This window comes from Maridesulfovibrio sp. (assembly GCF_965230075.1).
Classification (GTDB): domain Bacteria; phylum Desulfobacterota; class Desulfovibrionia; order Desulfovibrionales; family Desulfovibrionaceae; genus Maridesulfovibrio.
In genome coordinates, this window is sequence record NZ_OZ245945.1 from 601892 (window position 1) to 621839 (window position 19948).

Consider the following 19948-nt stretch of genomic DNA (forward strand, 5'->3'; position numbering starts at 1 on the left):
ATCCACCTAGAGCACGGCCCGTGCCAAAATTGATAACTGTTTAAGTTGTTTGAATTAAAGGTGTGTTTCCTACTGAAGTGGTCTAAAAATGCTTATGCAAAGTACTGCGCATACATGCACAACTTGTGCAGATATAATGTTAATTTGCACTTAGAAAAATTAATGTTTCTAAATAGTTTTGCCGTCTTCCAGTAAAATCGTGTCCTTGGCCATACTTGCGTGGCCCCGGTCATGTGTAACCATGGCTATGGTCAGCCCTTCCTGATTGAGGTTTTGGAGGATTTCCATGATCTCATTGCCCGTTGCTTTGTCCAGACTGCCGCATGGTTCATCTGCAAAGAGTATGGATGGGGATTTTACCAGCGCCCTTGCAATGGCAACCCGCTGTTGTTCACCACCTGAGAGCTGGCCGGGAAGGCGGTTCTCCTTGCCCGCAAGTCCTATCCGCTCAAGGCAGTCCCGTCCGCGTTGCATTAATTCTGCGTTTGCCGGGGCCAGACGGTCCAGAAATGGGAGTAGTACATTTTCATGGGCGGTCAGGTAAGGCAGCAGGTGGTGGGATTGGAAGATTATGGAGAATTCTTCCTTGCGCAGCCTATCGATTTCAAAACCGGGCAGCCCCGTAATTTCACTTCCTTTGAAATAAACCGCACCCTGTTCAGGACGGAGCAGGCTGGAGATAACGCTGAGCAGGGTAGACTTACCGGAACCGGAGCGCCCAATAATTGAAGTGAATCCTCCTTCAGGAATATTGATTGATACATTGTCCAGAACTGTTACCGCAGCGGACCCTTCACCGTAACTATGGCTGATTGATTCTGTTTTAAGCATGATAAGTCCTTACAAGGAGACAAGGGTTCTTGATGGATCAACGCGGGTGGCGCGGAGTGATGGAATGGTTGCAGAAAGCACAGCCAGTCCTGAAACGGCCAGAAAAGTTATCGTGAAGGCCAAGGGATCAAAGGCTATCTCAGCTTCGCCCATATTTAGGTTCTTAAGGATTTCCCCGCTGGCAAAATATCCGCCCAGATAACCGAAAATCCCTGAAATGCAGCCCATGAGCAATGCTTCAAGGCAGAAGATGGAAAAGACTGATCCAGTGGAAAAGCCCAGCGAACGCATGAGTCCGATTTCGGTTTTGCGCTCATTAACAGCTGAGAAGATTGATAGGCCGATCATAAAGCAGGCGGTAAGCAGGATTACTCCGCTTACAGTCCAAGCCATCTGGTTCACAAAGCCGATGGCGGACATGCGTTGCTTAACAACATGCTGCAATGCTTTGACTTCAGCACCCGGAACAGCCTTAACGATCTGTTGCACTATTTCATCAATGGGGCACCCGGCACATAGGGCGGCAACTTCAATAAAATGCACTGCACCGGGCCTGCCCACACTATTGCGCAGCAGGTCTATATCCATAAAGATTACATTGTCGTCTTCGGTTCCGGTAGGGTCGAGGATGCCTGCTGTGAGAAGGCTGTTGCCTTCTATTTCAAGTGAGTTGCCGAGGGTTATGCCCAGTTTAGTGGCAGCGTTGAAACCGATAACTACTTCCTGCTGATTTTCAGGAAAGCGGCCCAGCGGATACCAGTGGGTCTTGATGTTCAATTCATCCGCCATGCTGACCCCGACCACCGCAACCTGCTGCCCTTTGACTTTTGAAATAGCAGCGAACTTGGGAGCCACGGCACTGAGTCTTTCTTTGAGCTCAATATTGCGAACAGCTTTTAATACCGGAGTCCCCTGCAGTTCATGGGAACCGTAGGCCACATTGCCAAGGTCCAGCCCGCCGTAGCTTACGGAGAGTGATTCGGTTTTCGGGGTGATTAGGATATTGGCTCCGAATTTACTCATTTTTTCTTCAAGGCTGTTGCCCACAACCGTGGACAGGAGTTGGATTGACACCACTGACATAACTCCTACGGTGAATACCGTACAAAGCAGTATGGTGCGCAAAGGGCGGCGACCTAGGTTGCGCAGGGGGATGGTAAAAAGATTCATGTGCGCTCCTTAGAAGTATATGGCTCCGGAGCGGACCGCATCCAGAGAAATTATCAGCTTATCACCTGCCGTCTTTCTTTCCAGCGGGGAAGGGTTGCAGCCGCCTTTGACCACATTGATGCGCGTGGAATGGAAGCGCATGCCGCAATTGTTGCAGACCATGAAGTCGCCCTGCTGGGAATATCCTTTTTTAGAACGGTAGCAGACATCGCAGGCATCAAAGGCGGCCCGGATGATTCCGTCCTTGCTGCGGACCACAAAGAATCTGATTTCCTTTCCATCCAGATCAATTGAATAGTAGTGGGCCTGACCGTCATTGACTTCATTGATGGGTATGCTCAGTTCCTGCGAACCGATCTCCATTCCTGCAATTCCGTTGCTCGGCAGCAGCAGAAAAGCCAAAAGTAAAATCATTTTTTTCATGAAAAAACACTCCTTTAAAATTCTATACCGCAATAGTATGCAATTGTCGTACAAGGAGAGTTATTTCAGTAGGTAGTAGTTTTGATCAGTATGTTTTGAGGAGGAGGTAGGGGATTTTGTGCAACCTGATTGCACAAAAGTGCAATCAGGGATTAAATTTCTTCAAGCCATTGGTGCATGCCGCAGCTCTTGCATTCAGCACAACCGTCCGGCGGGCAGACCGGGGTCTTCTCGGCTTTTTGGAATCGTTGCCATTCGCGCCAGAGGTAGGATTTTTTTACTCCGGTATCAATGAAGTCCCAAGGTAGAGGGGAATCCTTGTCCAGCTCTTCATCTACAAAACGCTCAGGGTTGCCTTTGTAGAATTTAGCTGCTTTTTTCCAGCCTCCGTTTTCTGCAGCGTAGCTGATAAATTCCGCAAGTGATTCATCGCCACGGGAAAGCATGCCTTGCAAGCGGGCTTGAAAAGGGTTGTCTCCGGAAAAGGCGATGCCTTTGTATTTTTTGGTAAGGCCTTTGACCTTGGAAAGCACGGCCTTGAGTTCTTTTTCAGAAGGCATGGCCGCCCATTGCAGTGGGGTCCACGGCTTGGGGACAAGACAACTGGCTCCGAAGGTGATGCGCATGAACTGCTTTTTCTTTTTGCCCTGACCGCGTTTGCGGGCCTCATCCATCTTTTCAAGCATGCGGGCCAACTCGTCGTAGTCCTCATCTGTCTCACCGGGCCAGCCCACAATTACGTACACCCGCAAGTGGTTGACCCCTTTGGCGGCGCAAAGTTCAACGGCGCGCAGAAAGTCTTCCTCTTCGAGGTTTTTGCTGGCAGCATCGCGTAGTTTTCTGCTGGCTCCCTCCAAGGCAAGGGTAACGGTGCGGACTCCGGCAGCGCGCAGGATATCAAGCAACTCCTCGGTCAGCCCGTCAGCTCGTACGGAGGAGAGTGAAAATTTGGTCTTACGTTTTTTGAGCCATTCAATGTATGGAAGCAGGTCCGGCCAGTCAGTAAGGGCAGTACCTACCAACCCTACCTTGGGCGGATCTGCAAGTTCTACTATCTTCTTGAGCTGGTCGATGGATGCGTGCCGGGGCGGGCGGTATATGTATCCGGCGGCGCAGAATCTACACCCGTAAGGACAGCCGCGGTTAACTTCCACAAGGAACATGTCCTTGAAGACGGCTTCCGGGCTGATAAAACAGGAATAGGCCGGGTCGGTCAGCAGGGGAACCCCGTGACCGTCTGAAATAGGTCCGGGGGGCAGCACTGCCCTGCGGACTTGACCTTTGGTCTTGCCGGGAACGTAGACAAAGTCCCGGTCCTTGATCAGGTCCAGAAATTCTTTTTTGCTTCCCCCGTTATAAATATGCTGCTTCAGTTCGAGGCACAGTTCCTTCAATCCCGCTTCAGCTTCTCCGACCCAGAAAAAGTCGAAGAATGGCGCGATGGGTGCGGGATTGAGGAAGGCCACCGGACCTCCGCCCATGACCAGCGGGAAGTCCGGGCGTTCCGCTGCCAGTGGCGGAACGCCCGAATCTTTCAGCATCCTGACCAGATGGAGGTACTCCTCCTCAAAGTTGATGCTGAAGCCGATCAGGGGAAACTCGGACAGTTCTTTATCACTGTCCATGGAAACAGACGGTTTTCCCGGCTCGCCAAGGAAGAATCTTTCCACCGCAAGCTCCGCGTCCGGAGCCAGCAGACGATAGACAGCCTGCCAACCTAAGGTTGAGAGTGCAGACCCCTTACGTCCGGGGAAGACAAGAGCCGTGGGCAGACGGCCTCCTGTTTCCTCAGGCGAGGGTTCTTCCTTTCCGTAATAGAAGAATTCCTCAGTTACGGACATGGGTTATTCCCGGTGCGGACCGATTGGTCCGTACTGTTTCCGGTTTATATTCATCGCAAGTATGACTGATATTTAATTAACTAGTCAGCCTGCTTGCGAATGAAGGTCGGAACTTCGAAGTCATCGTCATCGTGGAAGATGAATTCTTCTCCACCGGAGTTGGCAGCCTGTTTGGGCTTGAGCTGTACAGGCTCGTTGTGTCCGGCCGCTTCAGTGGGCTTGCTTGCGGTGTGGCGCAGGTAAGCGGGGATGGAGCGGTCTTCTTCTGCGTGGGAGCTGCCCATCTGATGAACGTTGGTGGTTTCCTGTTTTTTAGGAGCCATGCCTCTGGGAGTGAGGTTGGGGCGCTGGGGCTGACCGAAGGACTGCTGTTCAACAGGCGGGGTTACAGCCTGTTCAACTGCGCTGTCGATGCCAGTAGCAATAACGGTGATGCGCATTTCATCGCCTACTTCAGCGTCGAAGACAGTACCGAAGAATATTTGTGCTTCCTCGTGTGCTTCTTCATAGATGATGTTGGCTGCTTCGCTGACCTCATCAATGGTCATGTCAGGGGAGCAGGTGATGTTGATGAGTACGCCTTTTGCGCCTTCAATGGAAACATCTTCAAGCAGCGGGCTGGTGATTGCCTTCATGGCTGCTTCGCGTGCTCTGTTTTCTCCGCGTGCGATACCGGTACCCATGAGGGCAAGGCCGGAGCTGGACATAACAGCCTGTACGTCAGCGAAGTCAAGGTTAATCAGACCGTGAACGGTGATCAGGTCAGCAATACCTTTGACGCCGTAGTAGAGGACTTCGTCAGCCTTTTTCAGCATTTCGGAGAAAGCTGCTTTTTTGGCGGCAAGCTGGAGCAGACGGTCGTTGGGAATGGTGATGATGGAGTCAACCACCTTCTTGAGTTCCTCAATACCTTTTTCTGCCTGCAGCAGTCTGCGCTTGCCTTCGAAATAGAAAGGTTTGGTTACAACGGCAACGGTCAGTGCGCCGGCTTCCTTGGCAACTTCAGCGATAACCGGAGCAGCACCGGTACCGGTTCCGCCCCCCATACCAGCGGTTACGAAAACCATGTCGCAGTCGCTTACGAGTTCGCGGATCTGGTCAATGGATTCGAGCGCTGCGTTTTTACCCACTTCGGGGTTTGCACCTGCACCGAGGCCCTTGGTCAGTTTGTCGCCGAGCTGGATTTTGTATTCAGCCAGAGACTTGTTGATGTCCTGAGCATCGGTGTTGGCTACGATGAAGCGCACACCCGAGAGTGCGGACTGAATCATGTTGTTGATAGCGTTACCGCCACCACCACCACAACCGATAACCTTGATTCTAGCCTGACCGTCGTTTTCAATTTCCATGTAATCCATCATCATTTTTAGATTCCCCTGTTAAACTTTTGCTGTTTACTTTTCCGTGATCGGGGTCGGAAAAGAACTCCATGCCTTCAGTTCACTAATTCTCGCCTACCTTCAATGGCGACGCATACTATCTATGCGATGTCAGTGAACCATTTGCGCATCCTGCCCAGAATGCGGTTGAAAACATTTTCGTCACGGATTCTGAAGACCTGCTCGGAGCCGCCTTCTTTTTCCGCGCCGTACATGAGCAGTCCCACTGCTGTGGCGAATTTGGGACTGTTGACAACATCCTTCAAGCCTCCCACGCCTGCGGGATAGCCGATGCGGACCGGCAGATCGAAAATCTGTTCCGCCAGTTCCTGCATTCCGTCCACAAGGGATGTTCCACCGGTAAGCACAACACCTGCTGCGATCATGTTCTTGTACCCGCTGCGGACCAGTTCCTGATCAACCAGTGACAGGATTTCCTCACAGCGCGGTTCGCAGATTTCAGCCAGTACCCTTTTGGACATTTTGCGGTGATCGCGGCCGCCTACGGAAGGCACGTCAATGGTCTCATCAGTAGTGACCAGATCGGTAAGCGCGGTTCCGTATTTAACCTTGATCTGTTCCGCAGACCCCATGGGCGTTCTCAGCCCGAATGCTATGTCGTTAGTCAGGTTGTTACCGCCAAGGGCAATAACAGAAGTATGTTTAATTGAATCATTGGCGAAAATTGCCAAATCAGTGGTACCACCCCCGATATCCACGATGGCAACGCCGATCTCCCTTTCCTCTTCGGAAAGAACGGCCTTGCTGGAAGCCAGTGATTCAAGAACGATGTCGGAAACGTCCAGTCCTGAACGGTGGCAGGAACGAATGATGTTCTGTGCGGAGGTAACCGCGCCGGTAACGATGTGAACCTTCACCTCAAGGCGCACACCGGCCATACCCAGCGGATCGGCAATGCCGCGCTGATCGTCAACAATGTATTCCTGAGGCAGGGTGTGGATCACTTCCCTGTCCAGCGGAATGGCTACGGCTTTGGCTGCATCGATAACCCTGTCTACATCTTTCTGGGTTACCTCGCCGCCTTTAACAGCGATGACGCCGTGGCTGTTGAAACCTTTGATGTGGCTGCCTGCGATGCCCGCGTATACGGAGCGGATTTCGCAGCCGGCCATGAGTTCAGCCTCTTCAAGTGCTTTCTTGATGGACTGCACTGTCTGCTCAATGTTGACCACCACGCCTTTGCGCAGTCCGGTGGACGGGGCTGTGCCGATGCCGACAATGTCGACTCCGTCCGCAGTAGGTTCTCCTACAACTGCGCAGATCTTGGTGGTGCCGACATCGAGGCCGACGATCAGATCAGTCTTGGACATAATTTTTTCTCCTCATCATCCTTGTAAATTCGGGGTATTGCCGATTGAGGCAATCATTTCCCGGGACTGCGTTTTTCAACCCAGACCCTGTTTTTCCCGGTTGAAATGACTGCTACGTCCCTGAACTCTCCCCTGTGTTTGAGGTCGTTCCATACTGTGTTCAGGTGTGAAAGCTGTTCTTGCCAGTTGTCCAGACCCAGCAGCACCGTGAGGCCGAGCCTGTCCATAAAAATTTCCATGCGGTTGCCGCCCTTGATATCGATCCATGCAATCTGGCCCGGATCAAAGGGCAGTTCCCGTCTGCTGAGCATGTTCATGAATTCGGGCAGAATGGCTGCCTTATCCATGGCTTCAGATTCAATATTCAGAAAGGGCAGGGAACTGAATTTACCCGGAGCTACCGGGGCAATCAGTTCGCCCTTGCTGTCGCAGTAATAAAGAGCGTCATTGTGGCGGACCATGAAGCGGGGTTTCTTCTCGCGCACATGGATCTGCATCTTGGCTGGCAGTTGCCTTCTTACCGCAGCAGATTCGATCCAGAGGTTATCGCTGAGCTTGTTTTCCACTTCGCTGATGTTTACCGCAAGGCTGTTCTTGTTCAGGTTTACGTCAGCAATGTTCAGGATTTCACCGTAGCTCAGACGGTGGTTGCCGCTGACCTTGATATCCTGCAGTGCAAAGTAGGGCAGGGCAGTAACCCAGCGGTAACCCGCAAGACAGCTTATGCCCAGAATAGCCAGTATCAGCAGGCAGGCCCCTGAAATGCAGAGCTTGCGCAGTAGGGCGGTAAAAATACCACCAATAGGCTGCGAAGGATTCTTGCGTTTCTTGGTCTTGTTGCGGCTGGCCCGCTTCTTTCCTGATTTGGAAAGGTTCAGCCTGCTTTTGTTCAGTCCTGCTACGCTCATGACAGTATTATGACCTCCGGCTTTAAAGTGACGCCGAACTTTTCAGCCACGGCTTCCGTTGCCTGCGCCATGAGTTCCAGTGCCTGAGCTGCGGTACCGCCTCCCTTGTTCTCAAGGAAGTTTGCGTGCATCTCGGAAAAGCCCATGCCGCCGAGGTTTCTGCCTCTGAACCCGGCCTCGTCGAGCAGCTTGCCCGCACTATATCCTTCCGGATTCTTGAAAACGCACCCTGCTGTCTTGGCTGTGACCGGCTGGGTGGCTTTTTTCTTTTCAAAAGTTTCTTTGATCTTTGCTCGAACTTCTTCTTCTGAGGATTTGGAAAGTTCGAATTCAACTTCCCAGACCAGAAAGAACTCGTCGCTACTAGTGGAAAAGTGACGGTATCCCCATTGCAGTTCTGATGTGTCCTTCCAGAAAAGTCCTTTGGAAGGAGTCCATAGCCGGACACGTTTAACGGAAGCCTGCATGTCGGTTCCGTATGATCCGGCATTCATGGCGATGGAGCCGCCGACAGAACCGGGAATTCCGGCCAGCCCTTCCATGCCGGAAAGGCTGTTTTTAATGAGCACTGAAAGCAGGCCGGGAAGGCGCATGTCAGCGGGAACCAACACGTTGGTGCCGGAAGCCGTTTCGCAAATTTGGGCTTTGGCTTTGTGTTCGCAGGCCACCTGCACAAGGGCGAGGTTCAGGTCCCCATCCCCGGCGAGCATGTTGCTTCCTTCACCGATGGCAAGCAGATCGGAACCTTCGCGCTCAACAAAGCGGGAAAGTTCGTCCAGCCCGGCTTCATCGCGCACCTTGGCCAGGACACGGGCGTTTCCGCCAATGCCTAGGGAAGTGAGCTGAGCCATGCCCGGGTTATGAAGCAATTCCAGTGTCATATAGATCTTTTCCTTACAAAGCTGTTATTTCTTCCGGCTTAAGGACTTTTTCGCCGTCCTCTTCCAGATATTTCAAAAACTTTTCACCTACGGTGTAAATTGATCCCGCACCCTGAGTGATGAACAGGTCACCGGGCTTGAGGATATTGGGCAGTTCGTTCTGCATCATTTCAAAGTCCGGGTAAAAGCGGACCTTGGTATCGCTGACCTGTCTGATTCCCTGCGCCAGTGACATTCCGTTTACTCCCGGAATGGGATCTTCTGACGCGGGGTAGATTTCTGTCAGCAGCAGTTCATCGGCCTTTTCAAAGGTTTTGCAGAATTCACCGAACAGGGCCTCGGTGCGGGTGAACCTGTGAGGCTGGAATGCCACAACCAGTCTGCGCTGCGGAAAACAGGACTTGGCGGTTTCAATGGTGGCCTGAATCTCTGCGGGATGGTGACCGTAATCATCCACCACGAGGATGCCCTTGGCTTCGCCTTTTTTCTCAAAGCGGCGGCCTACGCCCATGAAGTTGGACAGTCCGGCAAGGATGACTTTGGGATCGAGTCCGGCCTCAAGAGAAACCCCGATGGCGCCGAGCGCGTTGAGCACATTGTGTTTACCGGGCTGGGCCAGTGAAACTTCGCCGAGCAGTTCTTCATCAAGGTAGACCCTGAACAGGGAACGGACTTCGCAGGACAGGATTTCCCCGCGCAGTCTGTTGTCTTCATTCAGACCGTAAGTCATGCAGGGGCGTTTGATGGAAGGCAGCAGTCTCTGCACACCCGGATCATCCCCGCAGACCACGTTCATTCCGTAGAAAGGAATGGAGTTCATGAATTTACGGAATGATTCATCAATTGCTTCCTGACCGCCGTAGAAATCAAGGTGGTCCTTGTCTACGTTGGTAACCACAGTGATAATCGGCGCAAGGCAGAGGAATGAACCGTCGGATTCATCCGCTTCGGCAATGAGGAATTGTCCGTCACCGAGGCGGGCATTACTGCCGAAGGTGTTCAGCCTGCCGCCGATGATGACTGTGGGGTCCAGTTCGGCTTCAGTGAAAATTGTGGCCAGCAGAGAGGTGGTAGTAGTCTTGCCGTGGGTCCCGGCAACAGCGATTCCGGTACGCAGGCGCATTAGTTCGGCCAGCATTTCCGCTCTGGGAATGATAGGAATACCAAGCTCGCGGGCTTTAACCAGTTCCGGGTTGTCATCGGAAATTGCGGTGGATTTGACCACTACATCGGCGTCATTAACATTGTCAGCGCCATGTCCGATGAAGACCTGTGCGCCCATTTTGAGCAGACGTTTCACAGGAGCACCTGCAGCCAGATCAGATCCGGTTACGGTGAAGCCCATGTTGATCAATACTTCGGCAATTCCGCTCATGCCTGATCCGCCTATGCCGATCATGTGGATGTTGCCAACTCTGCTGCGCATGATGGGACATGCGGTGTCCGTTACTAAGGGTACACTCGGTCCTTCTGCTGCGATCATGCTGCACCTCTCACTGTTTTCATTCTAATAATATCTCCAACGCCTTCCGCGATAACGGAGGCCGCATCAGTCCGGGCAAATGAAAGAGCTTTGCTTCCCATGCCTTTCAGCCTGTCCTGATCCGCAATCAGTTTAATAATTTCATCTGCCAGCCTGCTTCCGCCAAGTTCCGCTTGCGGAATAAGCTCTGCTGCACCCAGATCAGCCAGAGCACGGGCATTCCCGGTCTGATGGTCGTGGGTGGCGTGCGGAAACGGGATGAATATAGCTGGCTTACCCGCTGCCGCTACTTCGAAAACAGTGGATGCCCCGGCTCTGCATACAATGAGGGAAGCTTCGGCATATGCTTCGCCCATATTATGAATGAACGGGGAGACTGCTTTGCTGTCCATATCGTTCAATTCATATGCCTTGCGGACTTTTTCAAAGTCGGTTTTACCGGTTTGGTGGCGCAGGCTGATGCCTGCTTCTTTGAGCTTGGCAAGTCCATTGATGACGGCATCATTGATGGCAGCCGCCCCCTGACTTCCGCCGAAGACCAGAACCGCTTTTTCGTCCGCACATTTGCCGGAGTCGATTATCTCTTTACGGACCGGATTACCCACCACGACTGTCTTTGCTGCGGGGAATGATCCGTTCCTATCCTCAAAGGAGGCAAAAACTCTTTTTACTACTTTGCCCAAAATGCGGTTAGTCACTCCGGGAACACTGTTCTGCTCGTGAATTGCTGTGGGGATACCGAGCAGCCATGCTGCCAGTACCGGGCAGAATCCGGCGTATCCGCCGAATCCGATTACCGCATCAGGCTTGAAGGATGCTATTTCCTTCAGGCTCATAATCAACGCGGAAACAATCCAGAGCGAACTGATAACTTTCTTGATACCACCGCCCAAAACACCTTTTGCAGGGAGTCCCTTGAAAGGGATTTCCGCCCGTTCGACCATTTCCTGTTCCGGCCCCTTGCCGCCGAGAAAGAGAATCTCGCATTCAGGGAAGCGGGTTTTGATCTCATGGGCAACAGCCAGTGCGGGGAAGACGTGTCCCCCGGTGCCGCCGGTGGTCAGGACAATGCGTTTCATCAGACTTTCCCCCTTGAAAGATTGAGGAGAATGCCTGTGCAGATACAGGAGACCATCAAGCTCGATCCGCCGTAGCTGACAAAAGGCATGGGTACGCCCTTGGGTGGTACTGTTCCCATAACCACTGCGAGGTTCAGGCAGAAGCCTAAAGCCAGCATGATGGTCAGTCCATAAGCGGTGAAACGATCCTGCAGGTCTTCCTGTGCCAGCGCAATCTTGAATCCACGCCAGACAAGGAAGCCGATCACGGCAAAAACGGCCAGTACACCGATAAAGCCTAGTTCCTCACCCACAACAGCCATAATGAAGTCGTTGTGTGCTTCGGGGAGGAAGAAAAGTTTTTGTTTACCAGCGCCAAGCCCCTGACCGAAAACATTACCTGACCCGAAAGCGTACAGAGACTGCACCAGCTGGTAGCCTTCCTCGTGCGCGGACTTGAAGGGGTCAATAAAGGCGGTCATGCGTTTGAGCCTGTACGGGGAACTGGTGATGAGCATGTATCCGGCCCCCGCAGCAAATATCAGCGAAGTCAGGAGGTAGCTGATTCGGGTTCCGCCAACGAGACTCATGAAGAAGAGGATCATGCACAAAAATACCGAGCCGCCAAAGTCCGGCTGCATCATAAGCAGCAGGCAGAGCGCTCCGGTAATAGCGAAAGGCGGTAAAAATCCCACGCTGAAAGTTTTGATCAGTTCCTGCTTGCGGGAGAAGAAGTAAGCCAGATAGAGCACCAGCGCCGGTTTGCAGAATTCCAGCGGCTGAATACGTAGCGGCCCCAAGGCAATCCAGCGTTTTGCTCCACCCGCAGCCACTGATAGCGGTGAAAAATCACAGAGCAGCAGGAGCACAAATGCGGCCATGAGCCAGACATAGACCATGTTGTAGAAAAAGCCTTTGGGCAGACGGGAGCAGATGTACATCATGCAGGTTCCAGCCACGAGAAATACCGCCTGCTTCTTGAAGAAGAGGTATTTGTCGTCAAAGAAACGCTCGGCCATGATTCCACTGGCAGAAAGGACCATCATCAGTCCGAAGCAGGCCAGCAGTAATGCCGCTGCCAGCAGCCAGTAATCTAAGCGCTCAGGTTTGCCGGAGAGGTTCTTTTTCTTATTCAAGACAGCTCCTCCATGATCCTTTTAAAATCATCGCCTCTGGCAGGGTACCCGGTGTAAGCGTCAAAGCTTGCAGTTGCCGGGGAAAGCAGGATGGTGTCTCCTGCCTTTGAGTTTGCAAAAAGGGCACGGACAGTCTTTTCAAGGTTTTCGTGCCATGAAATTTTAAATTCATCCTTAAGCGCAGGTTCGAAGTGTTCGCGTCCTGCACCGAAAAGCCCTACTTCGGCAACCTTGCCGCGCATGGCCGGGATAATTTCCTTGACGTCGCCACCTTTGAAAACACCGCCCAGCAGCAGACGGACCGGGCCGTCAAAGCTGTTCAGGGCCGCGCGGACCGCATCAAGGTTGGTGCCTTTGGAATCGTTGATGAAGCGGACACCGTTCACTGAACCGATATCCTGAATACGGTGCGGTTTGCCGACAAAAGTCTTCAGTCCGGCTTCAAATTCTTCGCGGGTAAGCCCGATTTTTTCCAGCGCCAGCCAAGCCGCTTCCATGTTCAGGCAGTTGTGTCTGCCGGGAAGGTTGGGCTGTTCTTCAAAAGTCGAGCCGTCAAACCATTTGACCTCGGCTTTGGTGAAGCTGGCCGGGTTAAGTTCGTCCTTCATGTCTGCTGGCAGAATAGCCAGTTCTTCTTCGCTCTGGCGTTCGAAAATTTTCAGTTTGGCCTGCAGGTACTCGTCCATATCCTCATGGTAGTTAAGGTGGTTGGGCGAGATGTTAAGCAGGATGGCTGCCTGCGGACGGAAAAGGCGGCAGTTTTGGAGCTGGAAGCTGGATACTTCAAGGACCAGAACATCAGCTTTTCCGTCTTCGTAAATGAATTCTGAAAGGGGAGTTCCGTAGTTGGCTCCGGCAAATGCGGTTCTGCCGGATTCTTCCAGAATGTGCTTGATCAACGCAGTGGTTGTTGTCTTGCCGTTGGTTCCGGTGATGGCGATCTTGGGTTCATTGGCGAACCAGGAGGCCAGTTCCAATTCGGAAATGATGGCTCGTTCCGGAAGGTTACCGATAAACGGAGCTATATTGCGTGCCGGAATTCCAGGGCTGGCGACAATCACATCAGCTCCGGCGAACTGTTCTTCGCAGAACGGTCCGGTCATGAGCTGGGCGTCCGGGCCGAGACCTTCAAGGATGTCTTCGGTCAGGTCTTCATTGCTGTCCACAATGCGCACGGTGGCCTTGAGCTTGTGCAGCAGTTTTGCAGCGGCAAGGCCTGATCTTCCGGCTCCGGCGACAACTGCCAGCCTTCCGGTGAACATGCGGGTCGAGGTGACCTGTTCTACAAATGCGCTGTCCATAACATCCTTTACCTGATCTTCAAGGTACTTAAGGCCATAAGGGCCATTAAAATAGAGATGATCCAGAACCTGATTACAATCTTGGATTCCGGGACTCCCTTGTGTTCAAAATGGTGGTGCAGCGGTGCCATGCGGAAAATTCGCTTACCGCCGCTGACCTTGAAATAACTGACCTGCATGATTACTGAGATGGTCTCGAATACGAAGACCCCGCCGACGATGATCAGCAGCAGCTCCTGTTTACAGAGTACGGCGATGAAACCGAGTACGCCGCCGATGCTCAAGGAACCTACATCGCCCATAAATATCTGGGCCGGGTAGGCGTTGTACCAGAGGAAGCCGAGTCCTGCGCCGACCAGTGCACCGCAGAAAACCGTAACCTCACCAACGCCCGGAACGTGCGGAACGTTGAGGTAGTTAGCCATGCCTATATGTCCGGCAATGTAGATGAAAAATGCGTAACAGGTGGCGCTGGTGATGGAAGGCCCGATTGCCAGTCCGTCCAGCCCGTCTGTAAGGTTTACCCCGTTGGATGCCCCGATCATGACCAGCAGGGCAAAGGGCAGGTAAAGCCAGCCGAGGTCCGGGGTGAAATTCTTGAAGAACGGAACAGCCAGCTCAGTGGAATATGCAGGCTGCATAATCAGCAAGGCTACGGCAGTTCCGGCCACCAACAACTGCCCGAAAAGCTTGGCTTTCGGTGAGATGCCCTTGTTCTGTTTGCCACGAATCTTTGTATAGTCGTCCACAAAACCGACAAGCCCGAATCCGGCAAAGACCAGCATGGTCAGCCAAACATAGATGTTGGTCAGGTCAGCCCAGAGCAGGGTGGAAACCAGTACGCCGAAACCGAGCAGCAGACCACCCATGGTCGGGGTTCCGGCCTTGCATTTGTGCAGTTCACCAACTTCGTCCTGAATGTACTGGCCGCATTTGATCTTCTGCAGCCAGCGCATCATCATGGGTCCGAGCACAATGGTGATTACCAGTGCGGTCAGCAGGGCGTAGATTGAGCGGAAAGTGATGTAACGGAATACATTCAATGCTCCGATTTGCGCACTCAGGGGAACTAGAAAATGATAGATCATGCTTTGTCTCCTCCGTTCTCCCCGTTGATGTCGTTGCTCAGTGCGTAGAAGTAATCTTCCATGTGGCAGGACCTCGACCCTTTAAAGAGGACCACCGCATCACTGAGACCCAGTTCATGTATTCCATTCAAAAATTCAGCTGGTTTGTTCACCGGAACAAGGGTGGAGCCATTTGTATTGCTTGCCACCTCTGCATAGTGCATTCCGTGATAGAAAGTTGCATCCGGCTTGGTTTCGGCAATCTTGCTGCCGAGGTCGCAATGGGCACATCCGGCTTCTTCGCCAAGCTCCAGCATATCGCCGAGAACCAGTACCAGCGGTCTGTCATCGGCAATGCGTTTGGCGGTGTCAATGGCCCGGTTCATGGACAGCGGGTTGGCATTGTAGGAGTCATCGATAAGCGTCCATTTGCCGTGGGTGTGACAATGGAACCGCTGCTTGGGCAGCTCAACTGTTGCCAGCCTTTCCGCAATCTCAGTCAACTCCATGCCCAGCTGGTGGGCGGCGCAGGTCACTGCTGCTGCGTTTTCCGCAAAATGGGAACCGCAGGTAGGCAGAACTACTTCCTCTGTTTCATCTCCGGCCTTGATCAGGAATCTTCCGGAACCGTCTGGCAGAGTGTGCAGCAGTGTGCTGTAATATTCCGCGTTTTCGTCCTGTGAGGAAAACGGGACGGGGGCGCAGATTTCATTGGTTGCGTTCCAGAGCAATTCGTGATCCTTGCAGCACAGGGCTTTGCCCTCAGGACGGATGTATTTAAAAAGTGATGACTTCTGAACAGCAACGTTTTCCAGCGATCCAAGTCCTTCAAGGTGCGCAGGGCCGATGTTGTGTACGATTGCCATGTCAGGCTGGGCAATGGGACCCAGTTCGCCCATATCGTGGGGCAGGCTGATGCCCAGTTCCATAACCCAGTATGTTTCCTCGCCCGTTGCTTCAAGCATGGAGAGGGGCAACCCGAGCTGGTTGTTCAGGTTCATGAAATTTTTATGCACGGAGCCGGAACCGGAAAGTACATGAGCCAGCATTTCCTTGACTGTGGTCTTTCCGGCGGAACCGGTTACGGCGATCATGCGGGCATTGGATTTCATACGCCAGTATGCGGCAACGCGGCCTAAGGCTTGTACGGTATCTCTGACCATGATGGCCGGTTTGCCCTCAAGCTCAGGCATGAACTGGGAAACAACAACCGCAACCGCCCCGGCTTCAAGAGCCTGTTCGGCAAAGTTGTGGCCGTCGAAATTTTCCCCTTCAATGCAGAAGAAGACATCGCCTTTTTTAACCAGCCTGCTGTCAATGCGCACGGCTGCGATTTCGATGTCTGCCGCAGAGGGTAGATCGCTGCTCCCCATGAGCTGTTCTTCAAGTTCACATAAGGTCAGCTTCAACCGTAAATCTCCTTAATTGCCTTTGAGACTTCTTCACTGTCGCTGAAGTCCCGCTTTTCCGTACCTATAATCTGGTATGTTTCGTGGCCCTTGCCCGCGATGAGCAGCACGTCATCCTTGGTCATTTCCGCAACTGCTTTGCGAATCGCTTCGGCGCGGTCAACTTCTTCGATGACGTGGTCACAGCCTTTGAGTCCTTTGCGCGCATCATCGATGATTTGCATGGGATCTTCGGTGCGCGGGTTGTCCGAGGTCAGCACTGCCACATCGGAATAGCGGCAGGCTGCTTCAGCCATGAGCGGACGCTTGGCTCGGTCGCGGTCGCCGCCGCAGCCGAACACAGTTATGACCTTGCTGAAATCAAGGTCTTTCAGGGTGCGCAGGACGTTATCCAGCGCATCCGGGGTGTGGGCATAGTCCACGAAAATATTGAGTCTTTGATCATTGCGGACCCGTTCAAGTCTGCCGGGAACACCGTCAAATTCTTTGAAGACATCCATCTGCTCGGCTGTCAGGCCCATGTGCAGACCTATAGCCTGTGCTGCCAGCAAGTTGGAACCGTTGAACTTACCGATAAGGTCGGTTTCAATTTCCCATTGCTCGCCGTCGCAGGTCATCTTGAGGCTCATGCCGTCTCCGGTACAGGAGATCATTTCACCGCACAGGGATTTGCAGCCTGTGGCGTAGGATGCGTCCATGCCATAACCGATGGCCGGGGAGTAGCATTCCAGCAGACGTCTGCCGAAAGGATCATCAAAATTGATGATGCCTCGTTTGAGTGCGCTGGGGTAATGCTGGAAGAGCATGCATTTGGCCTTGAAGTATTCTTCCATGTCCCCGTGGTAATCGAGGTGGTCCTGAGTGACGTTGGTGATGACCGCAGCATCAAAGCTCAGGCCGCAAACACGGTTCTGGTGCAAAGCATGGGAGGAAACTTCCATAACCGCCACTTCAACTCCAGCCTCAGTCATCTTGGCCAGCATTTCATGCAGCTGCCAGCAACCGGGAGTGGTCAGCGGTGCTTCCTGCTCATATCCCGGCCAGCGGTAGCTGACTGTTCCGAGCACGCCCACTTTCATTCCGGCAGAGGAAAGCAACTGTTCGATCAGATATGTGGTGGTGGTTTTGCCGTTGGTTCCGGTTATGCCCACCAGCTTGATCTTGCTGTCTGCAGTTTTGAAATAAGTCATTGCCAGTTCGCCCAGAGCTTCACGGGGGGAGGGGTGGGTGATCAGTTCAGCGGAACCGGTTTCTATTTCTTTTTCGCAGACGATGTAGGCGGCACCGTTTTCCAGCGCCTGAGGTACGAAATCAGCACCGTCACGCAACGGCCCGGAAATGGCGACAAATACATCTCCTTCGCGGACTTCCCGTGAATCTGTCTGGACCATCAGTCCCGCGCTTACCTTGGCGAGGAGTGCGTCCCATTTTGCTTTATTAAGTACTGTTTCCGACATAAAAATTTCCTTTAACTAAGAAACCCAGAGTACCATTTCAGCCTTTTTGTCCTCAGGCCATTTGGCTCCGGCGGCAGGCAGTTGTTTGGTTACAGTCATCCCCTGACCTTTGAGTTTGGGGACAAATCCTTTCTGGACCAATATTTCAATTGCCCTGCGAATGGGCACTCCTTTCAAGTCAGGGACCGTATCCCCGGATGCAGTTACTTTTACCGGGGTGGCCCGCAATGCTTTTTTGGGCATTGCTGTAAATGTCTGCCCTGCGGCCATGACCGGGGTGGGCTTACGGAGTTCAGGCAGCTTGCCGTAATAGGCAAGTGTCTGAGTCATGATTTTTTTTACAGCAGGTGCTACAACGGTGCTGCCGTAATGATTCGGCTTGGGGTCATCCACCATCATGTAGACGATATAATCCGGGTTGTAGCCCGGAACCAGTGCCACGAAAGAGGCAATGTATTCTTTACCGTAGCCACCTTTGCTGTGCGCTTTCTGGGCCGTTCCGGTTTTCCCGGCCACTGTGGTTCCACTGATGCGGGCCTTGCGTCCGGTTCCGTCGTCCTGCACAACTTCGCGCATCATGGCGAGCACTTTTTCAGCCACATCAGCATTGAAGATGCGCTTGGGAGCTTCGTCCTGTTCGGAGCGAGGGTATTGCACCAGTCGAAGCGGTTTTTCAACACCTTTATTGGCCAGAGTCAGAAAGGCTTTTGCCATCTGTACGGTGGTAACCCCGATTCCCTGTCCAAATGATCCGGCAGCCAAGTCAATTTCATTCCATTTAGCGGCAGGACGGATAATCCCTTTACGGTCTCCGGGAATGGGTAGACCGGTCTTATGGCCAAATCCAAGGTCTGTGATGAACTTGTGGTAATTTTGCACCCCAAGTTCCAAACCAATTTTGGCGCAGCCGATGTTGCTGGAGTATCGCATAATCTTGTGTACCGGGAGCCACCCTTCTTTGTGGGTGTCCTTGATATACTTACCGTTGATTTTCCAGCGTCCGTTTTCACAGTCAAAGAGCTTTTCCGGGGTTACAACCTTGTGCTCAAGGGCCGCAGCCATGAGGAATGGCTTAAAAGTTGATCCCGGTTCGCCAACGTCAAGAGCCGCACGGTTTCTCCATATATTGGGGGAACTGGTGCGGAAAATATTGGGGTTGAAGCGCGGGCAGTTGGCAATAGCCAAAATATCGCCTGATGCAACTTCAACAACTATGGCGGCGCCCCACTTGCCGTTGTATTTCTTCACCGACTCAGCCAGTGCATTTTCAGTGACTGACTGCAGGTGCGAATCAATGGTCAGGTGGATGTCCTTGCCGCGCACATCCATCTCGCGACCCATGGCATCAAGATAGAGCCTGCGTCCGGAAGCATCGCGCTGCACAACGAACTGTGCCTTGCGTCCTGCAAGGCGGTCGTTAAATTTCTTTTCAAGTCCTTCAAGTCCGTTGCCGTCAATCCCGGAAAAACCGAGCAGCTGTCCTGCCAGGTAGTTGTTGGGATAGAGTCTGACGTATTCCGTGGTCAGGTATACGCCGGGAAGTTTGGCCTGTTCGATCTTCCGGGCAATGCGGTCATTTATCTGCCGCTTGATCCAGATGAAGTTCGACTTGCGGGACAATTTCTTTCTCAGCTTCGCCTGTGAGATGCCGAGAATCTTTGAAAGCTTGTAAGCTGTGCCGTCTACGTCCTTGACTTTAACCGGGCGGATGTACACGGATGAAGCTTCCACACTGGTTGCCAGCAGGTTTCCGTTGCGGTCGTAAATGGAACCGCGCTCTCCGCGTTCCAGTTCCGCAGCAAGGTGTTGGCGGGAGACCATGCGTGACAGATCAGCCCCCTTGAACAGCTGCAGCCATGCCGCCCTGCCCAAGAGACCTGTCCAGACAAGGGCGAAAAGGACCATGACGAAGAGCAGCTTGGTTCTGCTCGCCTTCAGGCTTTCTTTTTTCCTTTTAGCCATTGTTTAGGGCTCCCTGTTTTCTACTATGGTTTCGCCTTGTTCGCGGGTCTTCTTATCTGCCCTTGCGAGGCCGGTCCGAAACCGTATTTTTTTGCCAACTCTCTTAATCTTATGGGAGAGAGCAGATTGTTTCTTTCTACTTCCAGCTTTGCAGCCAGCGCTTCCTGTTCATCGAGCCTTTTCTCCATGCGCCTCAGGTCGTAAGCCCTGTCGACTCGCTCGATGTTCAGCCAGACCGAAACCAGCCCTAATATGAGCGCTGATCCCATGGTCAGGGCCAGGGCCATGGCTATTCCCTTGGAATCACTCAT

The 19948-nt window shown here is 52.8% G+C and carries 17 protein-coding genes; all 17 read right to left on the reverse strand.

The window, feature by feature from the left end; translation table 11 throughout:
* Positions 1-168: 168 nt before the first annotated feature.
* The 17 genes from ACO05Z_RS02700 to ACO05Z_RS02780 all read right to left on the reverse strand — a co-directional run bounded on the left by ACO05Z_RS02700 (position 169) and on the right by ACO05Z_RS02780 (position 19948).
* Entirely contained in the window at positions 169-831 is a 663-nt protein-coding gene (locus tag ACO05Z_RS02700) for an ABC transporter ATP-binding protein (protein WP_421900249.1), read from the reverse strand.
* A gap of 9 nt (positions 832-840) precedes the next feature.
* Positions 841-2001, reverse strand: coding sequence for an ABC transporter permease (locus tag ACO05Z_RS02705; RefSeq protein ID WP_421900251.1), 1161 nt, complete (start codon positions 1999-2001; stop codon positions 841-843).
* Positions 2002-2010: 9 nt separating this feature from the next.
* A complete protein-coding gene (locus ACO05Z_RS02710) occupies positions 2011-2424 on the reverse strand; it encodes a DUF2318 domain-containing protein (protein WP_421900253.1) in 414 nt (137 codons plus the stop codon).
* Between the two features lie 152 nt (positions 2425-2576).
* Positions 2577-4265: a radical SAM protein gene (locus ACO05Z_RS02715; RefSeq protein WP_421900255.1), complete on the reverse strand. Its 1689-nt coding sequence runs from the start codon at positions 4263-4265 to the stop codon at positions 2577-2579.
* An 80-nt stretch (positions 4266-4345) separates the two neighbouring features.
* Entirely contained in the window at positions 4346-5623 is a 1278-nt protein-coding gene (ftsZ, locus tag ACO05Z_RS02720; RefSeq protein WP_421904157.1) for a cell division protein FtsZ, read from the reverse strand.
* Positions 5624-5745: 122 nt separating this feature from the next.
* On the reverse strand, positions 5746-6975 hold the full coding sequence (gene ftsA / locus ACO05Z_RS02725; RefSeq protein WP_421900257.1) for a cell division protein FtsA: 1230 nt from the start codon (positions 6973-6975) through the stop codon (positions 5746-5748).
* 53 nt (positions 6976-7028) lie between these two features.
* On the reverse strand, positions 7029-7883 hold the full coding sequence (locus ACO05Z_RS02730) for a cell division protein FtsQ/DivIB (RefSeq protein WP_421900259.1): 855 nt from the start codon (positions 7881-7883) through the stop codon (positions 7029-7031).
* Positions 7880-8764: a UDP-N-acetylmuramate dehydrogenase gene (gene murB, locus ACO05Z_RS02735; protein ID WP_421900261.1), complete on the reverse strand. Its 885-nt coding sequence runs from the start codon at positions 8762-8764 to the stop codon at positions 7880-7882. Before murB ends, ACO05Z_RS02730 begins: the two co-directional genes overlap by 4 nt.
* Positions 8765-8777: 13 nt before the next feature.
* The gene (gene murC / locus ACO05Z_RS02740) at positions 8778-10190 is read right to left on the reverse strand and encodes a UDP-N-acetylmuramate--L-alanine ligase (protein ID WP_421904158.1); all 1413 of its coding nucleotides are present in this window, start codon (positions 10188-10190) and stop codon (positions 8778-8780) included.
* Positions 10191-10243: 53 nt separating this feature from the next.
* The gene (murG, locus tag ACO05Z_RS02745) at positions 10244-11326 is read right to left on the reverse strand and encodes an undecaprenyldiphospho-muramoylpentapeptide beta-N-acetylglucosaminyltransferase (protein ID WP_421900263.1); all 1083 of its coding nucleotides are present in this window, start codon (positions 11324-11326) and stop codon (positions 10244-10246) included.
* Positions 11326-12441 (reverse strand): putative lipid II flippase FtsW, encoded by a 1116-nt coding sequence (gene ftsW / locus ACO05Z_RS02750; protein ID WP_421900265.1) that lies wholly within the window; start codon positions 12439-12441, stop codon positions 11326-11328. Before ftsW ends, murG begins: the two co-directional genes overlap by 1 nt.
* A complete protein-coding gene (gene murD, locus ACO05Z_RS02755) occupies positions 12438-13742 on the reverse strand; it encodes a UDP-N-acetylmuramoyl-L-alanine--D-glutamate ligase (RefSeq protein WP_421900267.1) in 1305 nt (434 codons plus the stop codon). The genes ftsW and murD overlap by 4 nt, the downstream gene beginning before the upstream one ends.
* A gap of 8 nt (positions 13743-13750) precedes the next feature.
* Positions 13751-14830: a phospho-N-acetylmuramoyl-pentapeptide-transferase gene (mraY, locus tag ACO05Z_RS02760; protein WP_421900269.1), complete on the reverse strand. Its 1080-nt coding sequence runs from the start codon at positions 14828-14830 to the stop codon at positions 13751-13753.
* Positions 14827-16218, reverse strand: coding sequence for a UDP-N-acetylmuramoyl-tripeptide--D-alanyl-D-alanine ligase (locus ACO05Z_RS02765; RefSeq protein WP_421900271.1), 1392 nt, complete (start codon positions 16216-16218; stop codon positions 14827-14829). Before ACO05Z_RS02765 ends, mraY begins: the two co-directional genes overlap by 4 nt.
* On the reverse strand, positions 16215-17675 hold the full coding sequence (locus tag ACO05Z_RS02770; protein WP_421900273.1) for a UDP-N-acetylmuramoyl-L-alanyl-D-glutamate--2,6-diaminopimelate ligase: 1461 nt from the start codon (positions 17673-17675) through the stop codon (positions 16215-16217). The genes ACO05Z_RS02765 and ACO05Z_RS02770 overlap by 4 nt, the downstream gene beginning before the upstream one ends.
* A gap of 15 nt (positions 17676-17690) precedes the next feature.
* Positions 17691-19637 (reverse strand): penicillin-binding transpeptidase domain-containing protein, encoded by a 1947-nt coding sequence (locus tag ACO05Z_RS02775; RefSeq protein ID WP_421900275.1) that lies wholly within the window; start codon positions 19635-19637, stop codon positions 17691-17693.
* 23 nt (positions 19638-19660) lie between these two features.
* The gene (locus ACO05Z_RS02780) at positions 19661-19948 is read right to left on the reverse strand and encodes a hypothetical protein (protein ID WP_421900277.1); all 288 of its coding nucleotides are present in this window, start codon (positions 19946-19948) and stop codon (positions 19661-19663) included.

Bases quoted from the DNA above. Each gene is read 5' to 3' on its own strand.
- murB (WP_421900261.1), bottom strand. From the start codon at position 8,764: ATGACACTGGAATTGCTTCATAACCCGGGCATGGCTCAGCTCACTTCC.
- ACO05Z_RS02710 (WP_421900253.1), bottom strand. From the start codon at position 2,424: ATGAAAAAAATGATTTTACTTTTGGCTTTTCTGCTGCTGCCGAGCAAC.
- ACO05Z_RS02700 (WP_421900249.1), bottom strand. From the start codon at position 831: ATGCTTAAAACAGAATCAATCAGCCATAGTTACGGTGAAGGGTCCGCT.
- ACO05Z_RS02705 (WP_421900251.1), bottom strand. From the start codon at position 2,001: ATGAATCTTTTTACCATCCCCCTGCGCAACCTAGGTCGCCGCCCTTTG.
- ACO05Z_RS02775 (WP_421900275.1), bottom strand. From the start codon at position 19,637: ATGGCTAAAAGGAAAAAAGAAAGCCTGAAGGCGAGCAGAACCAAGCTG.
- ACO05Z_RS02780 (WP_421900277.1), bottom strand. From the start codon at position 19,948: ATGAGTGATTCCAAGGGAATAGCCATGGCCCTGGCCCTGACCATGGGA.
- ftsZ (WP_421904157.1), bottom strand. From the start codon at position 5,623: ATGGATTACATGGAAATTGAAAACGACGGTCAGGCTAGAATCAAGGTT.
- ACO05Z_RS02715 (WP_421900255.1), bottom strand. From the start codon at position 4,265: ATGTCCGTAACTGAGGAATTCTTCTATTACGGAAAGGAAGAACCCTCG.
- murG (WP_421900263.1), bottom strand. From the start codon at position 11,326: ATGAAACGCATTGTCCTGACCACCGGCGGCACCGGGGGACACGTCTTC.
- murC (WP_421904158.1), bottom strand. From the start codon at position 10,190: ATGCGCAGCAGAGTTGGCAACATCCACATGATCGGCATAGGCGGATCA.
- murD (WP_421900267.1), bottom strand. From the start codon at position 13,742: ATGGACAGCGCATTTGTAGAACAGGTCACCTCGACCCGCATGTTCACC.
- ACO05Z_RS02730 (WP_421900259.1), bottom strand. From the start codon at position 7,883: ATGAGCGTAGCAGGACTGAACAAAAGCAGGCTGAACCTTTCCAAATCA.
- ftsA (WP_421900257.1), bottom strand. From the start codon at position 6,975: ATGTCCAAGACTGATCTGATCGTCGGCCTCGATGTCGGCACCACCAAG.
- mraY (WP_421900269.1), bottom strand. From the start codon at position 14,830: ATGATCTATCATTTTCTAGTTCCCCTGAGTGCGCAAATCGGAGCATTG.
- ACO05Z_RS02770 (WP_421900273.1), bottom strand. From the start codon at position 17,675: ATGTCGGAAACAGTACTTAATAAAGCAAAATGGGACGCACTCCTCGCC.